This window comes from Chryseobacterium sp. JV274, assembly GCF_903969135.1.
Taxonomy (GTDB): Bacteria; Bacteroidota; Bacteroidia; order Flavobacteriales; family Weeksellaceae; genus Chryseobacterium.
The window spans coordinates 2,775,032-2,786,967 of sequence record NZ_LR824569.1 but is presented as its reverse complement, the minus strand read 5'-3'; the positions used below and the strand labels follow the sequence as shown (position 1 = coordinate 2,786,967).

Genomic DNA, 11,936 nt, shown 5'->3' with positions numbered 1-11,936 from the left:
ACGAAGGAAGAATCTTGTTAGTAATCATAATAAGAGATTCTTTACTCCATTCCATTTCGTTCAGAATGACAATTTTGAGGCAGTCTTATTTTTTGTTTACAGAGATCAGATAGTCATACACCATTTGATGCTGGTCATCAGTCAGTTTAGCCTTTGGAGCCATTCTGCTTAAAGTGTTGATCCATCCCTTGTCGTCATGCTTGGTAGGTTCTGGCAGCTTATGACATTTTGTACAGGAATTTTCAAAAATGGTTTTTCCTTGGGTCAACTGCTCAGATGAGGTATACTTCGGCCCTGTCACAGCCACACTTTTTGGTCCGCAGGATACCAGAAATGCTGATGCTGCGATACCTGTTAAGATGAATTTTTTCATATCCTATTTTTGTTTGATGATTACTTCTTCGCAGAAACAATATAATCATAAACCCATTGGTGCTGTTCATCCGTTAGTTTTGCCTTTGGAGCCATAGAATTCATGATTCCTACCCATTGTACAGGATTGTGTGAAGCAGGATCAGGTAACTTATGACATCTTCCACAAGAGTTTTCAAAAATGGTTTTTCCTTGGGCAATCTGCTCCGCAGTAGACGTTGAAGTTCCTGCAGTAGCAGTGGATGTAGCAGCTTTTGGCGTACAGGAAACCAGCAAAATAGCAGTAAACGAAGCCGCAGCGATGAGTTTTTTCATGTTTCTTCTTTTTGAGATATAACAAATGTAATAAATTCCTTAAGCCTTTGATACAGGGCGTTCTAGTTTTAATTTAGAAGAAATAAAAATTGAATTCATGAAGAATCGATAATCCAGAATGAAGACAATTTTTAAATCTTTTGTCTCATCATTATGAGCCGGCTATTGATCATTCCCATTTTAATTATTAATTTTGAATCAATGAAATTTTCTACAGAAGAGCTAATAGAAGGAATACAGTCAGGAAACAAACGCCTGATTGCAAAAGCTATTACATTGGTTGAAAGTAAAAAAGCAGAGCACAGGGTACAGGCAGAAGATCTTCTGAAGAAGATTATGCCTTTTACCGGAAACTCTGTGAGAGTAGGAGTAACAGGCGTTCCCGGAGCCGGAAAATCCACCTTTATAGAAAACTTCGGCCGCTTGGTTATTGCACAGGGTAAAAAAGTGGCTGTTTTGGCGATTGATCCCAGTTCTGCGATCAACAAAGGAAGTATTTTAGGGGATAAAACCAGGATGGAAGAACTTGCAAAAGAAGAAAATGCGTTCATACGTCCTTCCCCAAGCTCAGGTTTTCTGGGCGGAGTAGCCAATACTACTTTTGAAACGATGATGATCTGTGAAGCAGCAGGATACGATTATATTTTAATAGAAACAGTGGGTGTAGGGCAGTCAGAAGTCCTTGTTGCTGATATTACTGATGTTTTTTTATTCCTTAAAATCATTGGAGGTGGAGACGAACTTCAGGGAATAAAACGCGGTATCATGGAAATGGTAGACCTTATTTTCATCAATAAAGTAGATCAGGACAATCTCCAGAAAGCAAAAAATACAAGGCTGGAATTAAAAAGAGCTTTAGACTTTATCCCTCCTAAAGAAAAAGGCTGGAAAATTCCGGTTTTATTAGGCTCTGCTCTTCATAACCAAGGATTACAGGAAGTTTATGATACAATCTCTGAATTTATTGATCTGAAGAAGAAAAGCGGACGTTTTGAAGAAATCCGTGTTCAACAGGCAGAGAAACGCTTTGAATATTGGGTTCAGGAATATATTTTATCCCTGATGAAAAAGAGTGATGCGGTAGAAGAAGCTTATCATATGCACAAAAAAAATGCTTCAGCGATGGTTTCCAATCCAAGTACTGAAGCAAAATTATTTGTTGAAAAATTTTTATCGAACGAAAACAGGGATTAAGGTTTCTCTTTTTCCTGTTTTACCTCAGTTTTTGAAACATATCCGTCATAGGAAATCGGCTGTCTGTCGTTACTTCTCATAGAAACGAAAGCTTTACCGTTTTTAAAAATTTCAATATTCACTTCCTCCACATTCCTTACATCATTAGGCTTGAACTTTAAAGTCCATTTTCCTTTTTTATTCTGAATTTTATTGACTGTGAAATCTTTAGAAGTAAATCTATAGCCATTTTCACTAGTGTTTCCATAGGTTGGATTGAATAATCTTCCGAAATATGGCAACACTACTTCCAGTGTATTTTTACTGACATCAATGGTATAATCTCCGTTCAGGTTCAGTATTCTTGTGGCAGTAGCATTAGGCATTGAGTTCATGACATTAATAACGTCATAATTCGTAGGATTGGCTCTTTCTGCATGGAAAGTAAACTCCTGAGAACTTACTAAAGTATCCACTGTTTTTGAGTCTAATGAGCCTTGTGATGCACAGCTCTGAAATAAGAACAGGAATCCAAAAATCATCAGTAAAGAAATATACTTTTTCATAATGAGATAATTATTAAATTTAAACAGCAAAATGTATGCAAATATATTCTTTCTGAAATATTTTGGAATAAAAATTGTTAAGGTTGAATTATTAACACTCAAACTATGAAAGTTACACATCTATTAGGAATGGGAGCTATTGCTCTGTCGGCTGTTGCCTGTACTACAAACCCGATTACTGGAAGATCGTCTTTACAGCTGGCCAACAACTCGGAAATTTTAACAATGTCTTCACAGGAATACAAGACGACATTGTCTAAAGGTAAGGTGATTACCGGTACGGCAGATGCAAAGAGAGTGGTAAATGTAGGAAACAGAATTAAAAGCGCTGCAGAAAGATATTATCAGAGCATAGGAAGATCAGCAGATCTTGCGAGCTACAGCTGGGAATTTAATCTTCTGCAAAGCAGCGAACTGAATGCCTGGTGTATGCCAGGTGGTAAAGTAGCTGTCTATACCGGAATATTACCGGTTACAAAAGATGATAACGGACTTGCAGTAGTACTGGGACATGAGGTTTCCCACGCACTGGCAGGCCACGGAAACGAAAGAATTTCTCAGGCAATGGTAGCCCAGTACGGAGGGGCTATCCTGGGAGGAACAATTTCAAATTCACAATGGGCCAGTGTTTTCCAAAAGGTATATCCTATCGGTTCACAGGTGGCATTATTGAAATACGGAAGAGGTCAGGAGTCAGAGGCTGATGAAATGGGACTTTATCTTATGTCTATGGCAGGATATGATCCAAGAGCGGCAATCCCTTTCTGGAACAGAATGGAAGCGGCATCTACAGGAGCAAGACAACCAGAATTCTTATCTACCCACCCAAATCCGGAAACAAGAATTTCAGATATCAATAAGGATCTTCCGAAAGCTTTGGAATATTATAAGGCTGCGGGAGGAAAAATATAATTAGAATTTTAATCTTGAATAAGGCCTTATTAAATTTTTAGTAAATTTGGTAAGGCTTTTTTATTTAAACCACCTAAACACAATATTATGAAGAGTTTATCAATTACCGGACTTATACTTTTGGCTGTTTCTGCATTACTTTTCTATTTAACGACTGATTTTGCAGTAGAACAAATAAAAATTTCTCACATTATGGGAATAATGGCAGGAGTAGGAATAGGACTTATCATTGGAGGAATGGTAGGTTATCTAAGTAAAGGAAGCGCTATAAAAGCAGACCAGAAGAAAAAAGAATTCAAACAACTGCAGAAAGACAAAGAAGAGCTTGAAAAACAGGCTGCAGACATTGCAAAACGCCAGGCTGAGCTTGAAGACCAAAATAAAAACCCTCAAATTTAATTTGAGGGTTTTAAGTTGTTATTTCGATATCTGATTAGAATTTATATCCTAAACCTACCATAAACAGGTTAGGTCTGTTATCATATCTGATTTCCGAACCGGAAACTCTGTTGATAAAGTTTCTTTCATCTTTACTGAAAGCGCCTTCATATCTTGCATTTACAATGAGCTTCTTGATTTCTAGCTGTGCCCCAAACTGGTAGCCAACGGTAAAATCATTTTTAGCATTTTCTTTGAAATCGTTGTAAGTATTGTCTTTATTTAAGTTAAAACTTCCAACAGGACCTACAAAAACACCTAGCATATTCCCCAAAAGGTTATATCCTAAAAGAACCGGAACATCTATACGGTTGCTTTTAACATCAAAAGTAGTGTTCTCTGTAGTAAACTCATTTTTAAAATGAGTATAATAGATTTCCGGCATCACAAACAATGAAGTAGGAAGACCCACTTTTAATGAAAGTCCTACATTGAAACCTACATTGTTTTTACCTGTTCCGTCAATGGCATCATTCACTGTTCCTTTAATATTAGACCAGGAAGGAGATCCGGTAGGAAAGATCAAGTTAGCCTTACCTGCCAGTGAAATCTGTGCAGAAGCCCACATTGAAAATCCTATTAACGCTATACTAAGTACCTTTTTCATTATCGTCTATTTTTGTAGTTGTAGTTTCAATCGTTTTATTATTCTCAAGTAAATATTCTCTCAGCTCTTTAAACAGTTCTGAAGAATAAACGAAATCAATCAGATTTTTATTGCCTGCGGTAATCAGGATGTCTTTATTCCCTTCCCATTCTTTGATTCCAAGTCTTAGGTATACAATTTTCTCGCCAATCGTCATTACAGAGTTCATATCGTGAGTATTGATGATGGTGGTCGTATTATATTCTTTGGTGATCTCGTAAAGGAGATCATCAATTATCTTAGAAGTATAAGGATCCAGCCCGGAATTGGGTTCATCACAGAATAGATACTTCGGATTGTTGACAATAGCTCTGGCGATCGCTACCCTTTTCTGCATTCCTCCTGAGATCTCAGAAGGATACTTTCTTTCCGCTTTGTCAAGATGTACTCGTCCTATTACTTCGAAAACCCTTTTCTTTTTTTCTCTGTAGGTAAGATTGGTAAACATATCAAGAGGAAACATGATATTCTCTTCCACAGTTAAGGAATCAAATAATGCACTTCCCTGGAATACGGTTCCGATTTCTGAACGAAGATGCTGTTTTTCTTCCCTGTTCATGGTATTTACATTTCTGCCGTCGAATAAGATTTCTCCTGAAGAGGGCATATAAACATTCAATAAACTCTTTAAAAAAACGGTTTTTCCGGAGCCACTCTGCCCAATGATTAAGTTTACTTTTCCTTTATCAAATGAAGTTGAAATTCCCTTAAGTACTTCAACATCATCAAAACTTTTCTTAAGATCTTTTACCTCAATCATCAGCTTAATATTAATTGGGTTAAAATTAATTCGGAAATGATAATAAATACCATTGTCCATACTACAGCCTGTGTACTGGCTCTACCTACTTCCAGCGATCCTCCTTTTACATTGTATCCGAAATAAGACGGTACAGTAGCAATGATAAACGCAAAAACGATAGTCTTGCTAAATGCATAGTAAATAAATAAATTCGGCATATACATCTGAATCCCAACAATATAGTCGTTTTCCGTCCAGTTTCCTGTTAAAATCCCGGCTATATAGCCTCCTCCAATACCAAATACGATACTGATAGCAATAAGAAGGGGATTAAAAATCATACAGGCGATAATTTTAGGTAGTATCAGAAAATTGGGTGAGTTTACTCCCATAATATCTAATGCATCAATCTGCTCGGAAACCCTCATTGTTCCAATACTGGAAGCAATGTATGAGCCTACTTTTCCTGCCAGAATCAAACTGATAATAGTAGGTGCAAATTCCAGAACCAAAACTGCTTTTGTAGCATATCCTACAAATGAAGGTGGAATAGGAAAAGAAGAAGCATCAAAGTTGTTGAACATCTGAATAGCCACTACAGCTCCAACGAATATGGATGTGAAGATGACAAGTCCGAAAGAATTTACTCCCAAATCATTAATTTCTCTCATGAACAGCTTCCAGAAAACCTTCATTTTCTGAGGTTTCTGCAGGGATTTCCCCAAGAGGATCATGTATTCTCCTACTGCTGTGAAAAACTTTTTTAACATACTGCTAAATTAGACTTTTTTATTTAATTGGACTAGAGTCGAGAATAAGACTAAAGCCTGGTTTTGTGTTAAAATTATTTCGATATTGAACTGGTCCTGTTCTTTATTTTGCATTTTTATCTCCCCCTATAACCAGAAAAACGGTTTTTAAAGTAATCACAAGATCGAGTACAAAACTCCAGTTTCTTACATAGAAAGTATCGGCCAGAACCCGTTTTTTCATCTCTACTTCCACATCTCCGAAGTCACCGCGTAATCCATTTACCTGTGCTAATCCTGTGATGCCGGGGCTTACCATACTTCTTAAGCTGTATCTTCCGATTTTTGGTTTATAATAATTATCAACGGAAAGCATATGAGGGCGCGGCCCTACTACAGACATTTCCCCCTTCAGTACATTGATAAATTGCGGAAGCTCATCAAGACTTGTTTTTCTTAAAAACTTACCCACTTTGGTAATCCTTGAATCGTTTACTGAGGTGGTTTTGGTTGTGGACTCATCATTTACAACCATTGTTCTGAATTTAAGACAATTGAATACCTCTTCATGAAAACCGTATCTCTTCTGAAGGAAAAATACCGGGCCTTTGGAAGTAGCCTTGATTAAAACGGCAATGATCGGGAATACCCACGAGCAGATAAAAACCAGTATAATAACAGAAAACAAAATATCAAACGTCCTTTTCATTAGAAAATTAGAATAATAATCTAAAGGATATCTTGCCTGATTAAGAACCGGCTGGGTTTGTATATATCCCAGATCATACAGGAAAAAATCACTTTGTGTGATACTCGGAATGAGTGAAATATGAATCTTATTATCTTCTGCCAATTTGAAAATCTCATTCTGAATCCATTCATCATAAGAGTTTTCCATTGATAAAAACAGAGTATGAATCCCGTTCTTTTTCCAGAAAGTAACCAGCTCATTACTATTGATATCAGAATTTTCATATTCAAATATTCTGTATCCGTAGTCTTTACGGTCTGTAAAAATATTTTTCAGGATCTCCGTGGAGTGGCTGTCTCCTAAGAACATCACATTCCTGTAATTGGCTCCAAGGGATCGTAAGTACTTGATTGCGAAATAGATCAAAGACTTTACAAGGAAGATGAAAATAAAAAGATAAAGAGAGAGCCAGTATATATCCGAATTGAAAAATACATTGTTACTTACCTTTCCTATAAGCAGTACGCCAAGTATAAAAAAGAGGAAGTGGATTAAAAGGCGTTCAAGAAACAAGGTATAAGTAAGGTTTCTAGGAATGTTGTATATTTTTGTCCTACCGCTCAGAAGCACCCAGAACAAAAACAACAGAATCAGAGAAAAAATATTCTGATACCAGGTTTCTTTATTGTATTTTAAACTTTCGTTTCTGCTTATAAAAAAGAATATGAAGATAGATGCAATAACCATAAGGTCAAGCAACATAATGATCGATTTCAGGTATCTAGAGTATCGAATTCTCTGCATCTATCGGTATTATAGCGGATAAGCCCAGCTAATTTAAGCTTTTTTACGGGATATTCAGATATTTGTGAGTCTGAACTGAAGCCTGCCATTCCGGATGTTCCAGGATGAAATCTGTGATCTTAGGATACATATCATCTCTTTTGCTCCATTCACTCTGAAGATAAAGCTTGCAGTTTTCAGAAACTTTTGCTGCCTGTTCCTGTGCAAATGTAAAGTCATGCTGATTGAAAATGATAACTTTAAGCTCATGGGCCTTCTGATAGATTTCTTCTTTAGGAAGTCCTGTTTTCTTTGGCGAAAGGGTGATCCAGTCCAGCTGTCCGCTCAGAGGATAAGCTCCCGAAGTTTCGATATGCACTGTACATCCCAGCTCTTTCAATCTGGAAGTCAATATATCCAAGTTCCACATTAGAGGTTCACCACCCGTCAGAACAATTGTTTTACAATGTTTTGCAGCTGTTTCTGCAATTTCTACTGTATTCATCAGAGGATGGAGTTCCGGATCCCAACTTTCTTTTACATCACACCAGTGACATCCTACATCACAACCTCCCAGCCTGATAAAATAAGCGGCTTTTCCGGTGTGTGCTCCTTCTCCCTGTAAAGTGTAAAAATGCTCCATTACAGGGAGCATTTTACCTTCTTTTAATAAAATATCTTCTTCTTTATTCATTTTAAAATTAGTCGTTATAGACCGAAGTTTTGTAAGCAATGATGGTGTTTTTCATCAACATCGCTCTTGTCATTGGGCCTACTCCTCCAGGTACCGGAGTAATCCAGCTTGCTTTAGCTGCACAGCTGTCAAAATCTACGTCACCTGCAAGATAATATCCTTTTGGAGAGTCATTATCTACTCTTGTAATACCCACGTCAACAATTACAGCTCCTTCTTTGATCATATCTCCTTTTAAGAAATGAGGATCTCCCAAAGCGGTAATTACGATGTCTGCTTTTCTTGTATATTCTTCAATGTCTTTTGTATAGGAGTGTGTAAGGGTAACTGTAGAGTTTCCAGGGAAATCTTTTCTACCCATCAGGATACTCATTGGTCTTCCTACAATTTTACTTCTTCCGATAATTACACAGTCTTTCCCTTTAGTTTCAATATTATATCTTTCTAATAATGTTAAAATACCGAAAGGAGTTGCCGGTAAGAAAGTATCCATTTCAAGAGCCATTTTTCCAAAGTTTTCAGGGTGGAAACCATCCACGTCTTTTCTTGGATCAATTGCGTTGATAATTTTTTCCTGATCAATCTGATCTGGTAAAGGCAACTGAACGATAAATCCGTCAACTGCTTTAGATTTATTAAGCTCGTCAATTTTTTCCAATAGTTCAGATTCAGCAACTGTACTAGGAAATTTGATTAAGCTGGATTGAAATCCTACTTCCTCACAGTCTTTTACTTTAGAGTTTACATAGGCTTTGCTTGCTCCATTATTTCCTACAAGAATAGCTACCAAATGGGGTGCTCTTCTTTTGCTTGCGAGAATCTTTTCTACTTCAACCTTGATCTCTGCTTTAATTTCCTTGGATACTTTAAGTCCGTCAAGAATTTCTGCCATTTTTACTTTTTTACTTTATAGATTTACTTTTACTTTCTTTTTACTTACTATTTGTTTTCCTTATAGTAATTGATCAATCCGTTGGTTGAGCTGTCGTGAGTACTTATTGCTTCATTGTTCTCAAGCTCAGGAAGGATTTTGTTGGCTAATACTTTTCCTAACTCCACTCCAAACTGGTCAAAGCTGAAAATATTCCAGATTACTCCCTGAACGAAAATTTTGTGTTCATATAAAGCAATTAGCTGACCTAATGAAAAAGGAGTTAATTCTTTGAATAATATAGAGTTAGTAGGTGTATTTCCGTGGAAGACTTTGAAATTGATCAGTCTGTCTATTTCTTCATCAGATTTCCCTGAATTTCTAAGCTCTTCTTCAACCTCTTCTTCCAGTTTTCCGAAGGCAAGTGCTTCAGTCTGAGCGAAAAAGTTAGCTAATAATTTATCCTGATGATCCGAAACTTTGTTCGGACTCTTTGTATAAGCAATAAAGTCTGCAGGAATCAATTCTGTTCCCTGGTGGATCAATTGATAGAATGCGTGCTGACCATTTGTTCCAGGCTCTCCCCAGATGATAGGTCCTGTTTCATATTCTACAAATTCACCGTTTCTGTCCACACATTTTCCGTTACTTTCCATATCTCCCTGCTGAAGATAGGCTGCAAACCTGTCCAGATATTGGGAATAAGGCAAGATGGCATAAGTGGTTGCTGCATAGAAATTGCGATACCAGATTCCCAGAAGTCCCATTAATACGGGAACGTTTTCAGAGAAATCAGCAGTCTGGAAGTGCTGGTCAGTATCAAAAGCTCCTCTTAAAAGCTGCTCGAAGTTGTCATATCCTACAGAAAGAACGATGCTTAATCCAATAGCGCTCCAAAGAGAATATCTTCCGCCTACCCAGTCCCAGAACTCAAAAATATTTTCTTCTGCAATTCCGAACTTCTTAACTTCTTCAATATTAGTAGATAAAGCAACAAAATGCTTTGCTACGTCTTCCTGCTTTCCGGCCTTCAGAAACCAGTCCTTTGCTGAGTTTGCATTGGTCATTGTTTCCTGAGTCGTAAAGGTTTTGGAAGCAATGATAAATAAAGTGGTTTCAGGATTTAAGTTTTTCACCACTTCTGCGATATGATTTCCGTCCACATTGGAAACAAAATGAACGTTTAATCTTGTTTTGAAATGCTTTAAAGCCGAACAAACCATTACAGGACCCAAATCTGATCCTCCAATACCGATGTTTACGACATCCGTAATCTCTCTTCCACTGAAGCCTTTATGTTCTCCTGAAATGATTTTCTCAGAAAAAGATTTCATATGATCAAGAACTCTTTTGATCTGTGGTTTGATATTTTCTCCATCCACAAGAATTTCACGGTCTGAGAAATCCCTTAATGCCGTATGCAGAACAGCTCTTCCTTCCGTTTCATTGATTTTATCACCGGAGAACATTCTGGAAATAGCATCTTTTAGCTGGCTTTCTTCTGCCAATTGTAACAAAAGATCCTTCGTTCTGGAATCAATTAAGTTTTTAGAATAATCAAACAGATAGTTGTCCTTTTGCAGGGAAAACTCATTAAAACGGTTCGGATTATACTGGAAAAGAGTTCTAAGATCAAAGTCATTTCCACCGAAGTGTTCGTCAAGCGCTTTCCAGCTGTTAGTTTGTGTTGGATTTATTTTTGATAGCATATTACAGAATTTTTATCGCTCAGAAAATCATGTATCGGATGAAAATAGCTCATAATCCATAATGATTTATTTCTGATGTGCAAATTTACGGAAAAATAAAACCTCAGATAAATTTGAAGATGATAAATAATGATTTTTTAAAGAACAAAGCCTCAGATATTCTCTGAGACTTCATTTTTATGGTTTATAAAGAGTGGTTTACTTATTCTTCCATTTCATTCAGAATCTTTTCCAATTGTCTGGCACTGGGGCCGTAAATATACTTTGTCCATAAGATAATGCTTACTACGACAGAAAAAACGCCTATCAATACTAATAAAATGAGTGATATTTGATATTTATGGGTAATATCAGCTAACGATTCACCCTTTTTCTCCAACATATTAAATGCAAGTAAACCTAAGGTTATCAGAAAATGGGGAAGTAACAAAAAACCAAAAGATTGATATCTCTCCATGTTTAACCTGAGCTCGTGATATATCTTCCACAGGCTGTTTCTTGTGTTTCCAGTATAAAGTTCGACTTGTTTGTAAAATTGATAAAACCCAAATAAATAATAACAGGAGACTACCACCAATAAAGTATAGGATATATAATAAATGGTATATTGTGAAGAAGGAAATTGGAATAGCAGCGGGAAAAAGCCAATAAGTATGATAGAAAGAACCTGCGCAGGAAATTCCTTTTTCATACTCTTTTGAATCTTTTCTATAGGGTGTTTGCTTTCCTTTAATTGTTCTATGTTGTCAGGAATATGGACGTTACCGTCTTCATTATTCCATTGTTCTTTTAATTGATCAAAATTCATAACCTGATTTTTTTATGATTTGTTGTATTTTTTCTTTTGTTCTGTTAAGTTTTACGCGGGCATTGCCTTCGCTGAGTCCTAAATTATTTCCAATTTCTTTGTGTGACATTCCTTCCATGAAATAAAATATGACTGCTTTTTCTAAAGAATTCAGCTCCTGAACGGCACTGTAGAAAACTTCCAGCTGCCTGTCCTTTGAAGGGTTATAATCTTCCTGCTGAACTTCAAAATGAGCAGGAGCATCTGTATGATTACCGGATCTCTGTTTTTCCTTTTTTAAATAGGTAATAGCAGTATTGATGGCAACCCGATACATCCACGTAGAAAACTCGCTGTTCCCTTTGAAATTCTGATAGGATTTCCAAAGCTGGATAAGAATTTCCTGCTGCAGGTCTTCCCGGTCTTCTACAGAATCTGCGTAGATCCTTGAAGCTTTGTATAAAATGCCCTTGTGCTGGTTGATGAGC

The 11,936-nt window shown here is 36.8% G+C and carries 15 protein-coding genes; 3 read left to right on the top strand and 12 right to left on the bottom strand.

Annotated features, from left to right (window positions below):
- Positions 1–85: 85 nt before the first annotated feature.
- Together CHRYMOREF3P_RS12875 and CHRYMOREF3P_RS12870 are read right to left on the bottom strand one after the other, a co-directional pair.
- The gene (locus tag CHRYMOREF3P_RS12875; protein WP_077419447.1) at positions 86–373 is read right to left on the bottom strand and encodes a cytochrome C; all 288 of its coding nucleotides are present in this window, start codon (positions 371–373) and stop codon (positions 86–88) included.
- 20 nt (positions 374–393) lie between these two features.
- On the bottom strand, positions 394–687 hold the full coding sequence (locus CHRYMOREF3P_RS12870) for a c-type cytochrome (RefSeq protein ID WP_077419448.1): 294 nt from the start codon (positions 685–687) through the stop codon (positions 394–396).
- A 201-nt stretch (positions 688–888) separates the two neighbouring features.
- Here CHRYMOREF3P_RS12870 and meaB point away from each other — a divergent pair, with 201 nt between their 5' ends.
- Complete coding sequence (gene meaB, locus CHRYMOREF3P_RS12865; protein WP_077419578.1) at positions 889–1,881, top strand: methylmalonyl Co-A mutase-associated GTPase MeaB; 993 nt, start codon at positions 889–891, stop codon at positions 1,879–1,881.
- On the opposite strand, the gene CHRYMOREF3P_RS12860 is transcribed toward meaB, so the two are convergent.
- On the bottom strand, positions 1,878–2,426 hold the full coding sequence (locus tag CHRYMOREF3P_RS12860) for a DUF4251 domain-containing protein (RefSeq protein ID WP_077419449.1): 549 nt from the start codon (positions 2,424–2,426) through the stop codon (positions 1,878–1,880). The two genes, meaB and CHRYMOREF3P_RS12860, sit on opposite strands and share 4 nt — an antisense overlap.
- Positions 2,427–2,531: 105 nt before the next feature.
- On the opposite strand from CHRYMOREF3P_RS12860, the gene CHRYMOREF3P_RS12855 reads away from it, so the two are divergent.
- A complete protein-coding gene (locus CHRYMOREF3P_RS12855) occupies positions 2,532–3,338 on the top strand; it encodes a M48 family metallopeptidase (protein WP_047381756.1) in 807 nt (268 codons plus the stop codon).
- Between the two features lie 87 nt (positions 3,339–3,425).
- Complete coding sequence (locus CHRYMOREF3P_RS12850; protein WP_077419450.1) at positions 3,426–3,737, top strand: hypothetical protein; 312 nt, start codon at positions 3,426–3,428, stop codon at positions 3,735–3,737.
- A gap of 34 nt (positions 3,738–3,771) precedes the next feature.
- Here the strand turns inward: CHRYMOREF3P_RS12850 and CHRYMOREF3P_RS12845 are convergent, their stop codons facing one another.
- The 9 genes from CHRYMOREF3P_RS12845 to CHRYMOREF3P_RS12805 form a co-directional block, all read right to left on the bottom strand.
- The gene (locus tag CHRYMOREF3P_RS12845) at positions 3,772–4,383 is read right to left on the bottom strand and encodes an outer membrane beta-barrel protein (RefSeq protein WP_047377301.1); all 612 of its coding nucleotides are present in this window, start codon (positions 4,381–4,383) and stop codon (positions 3,772–3,774) included.
- Positions 4,367–5,182, bottom strand: coding sequence for an ABC transporter ATP-binding protein (locus CHRYMOREF3P_RS12840; RefSeq protein ID WP_047381751.1), 816 nt, complete (start codon positions 5,180–5,182; stop codon positions 4,367–4,369). The genes CHRYMOREF3P_RS12845 and CHRYMOREF3P_RS12840 overlap by 17 nt, the downstream gene beginning before the upstream one ends.
- A complete protein-coding gene (locus CHRYMOREF3P_RS12835) occupies positions 5,182–5,934 on the bottom strand; it encodes an MlaE family ABC transporter permease (RefSeq protein ID WP_077419451.1) in 753 nt (250 codons plus the stop codon). The genes CHRYMOREF3P_RS12840 and CHRYMOREF3P_RS12835 overlap by 1 nt, the downstream gene beginning before the upstream one ends.
- Before the next feature lie 103 nt (positions 5,935–6,037).
- On the bottom strand, positions 6,038–7,408 hold the full coding sequence (locus CHRYMOREF3P_RS12830; protein ID WP_077419452.1) for an exopolysaccharide biosynthesis polyprenyl glycosylphosphotransferase: 1,371 nt from the start codon (positions 7,406–7,408) through the stop codon (positions 6,038–6,040).
- A 43-nt stretch (positions 7,409–7,451) separates the two neighbouring features.
- Positions 7,452–8,081, bottom strand: a complete 630-nt coding sequence (locus CHRYMOREF3P_RS12825; protein ID WP_077419453.1) for a 7-carboxy-7-deazaguanine synthase QueE — start codon at positions 8,079–8,081, stop codon at positions 7,452–7,454.
- A gap of 7 nt (positions 8,082–8,088) precedes the next feature.
- Positions 8,089–8,973, bottom strand: coding sequence for a bifunctional 5,10-methylenetetrahydrofolate dehydrogenase/5,10-methenyltetrahydrofolate cyclohydrolase (locus tag CHRYMOREF3P_RS12820; RefSeq protein WP_077419454.1), 885 nt, complete (start codon positions 8,971–8,973; stop codon positions 8,089–8,091).
- Positions 8,974–9,020: 47 nt separating this feature from the next.
- Positions 9,021–10,661 (bottom strand): glucose-6-phosphate isomerase, encoded by a 1,641-nt coding sequence (gene pgi / locus CHRYMOREF3P_RS12815; RefSeq protein WP_077419455.1) that lies wholly within the window; start codon positions 10,659–10,661, stop codon positions 9,021–9,023.
- 202 nt (positions 10,662–10,863) lie between these two features.
- The gene (locus CHRYMOREF3P_RS12810; RefSeq protein ID WP_077419456.1) at positions 10,864–11,469 is read right to left on the bottom strand and encodes a hypothetical protein; all 606 of its coding nucleotides are present in this window, start codon (positions 11,467–11,469) and stop codon (positions 10,864–10,866) included.
- Positions 11,459–11,893: an RNA polymerase sigma factor gene (locus CHRYMOREF3P_RS12805; protein ID WP_410500288.1), complete on the bottom strand. Its 435-nt coding sequence runs from the start codon at positions 11,891–11,893 to the stop codon at positions 11,459–11,461. The genes CHRYMOREF3P_RS12810 and CHRYMOREF3P_RS12805 overlap by 11 nt, the downstream gene beginning before the upstream one ends.
- Between the last annotated feature and the right edge of the window lie 43 nt (positions 11,894–11,936).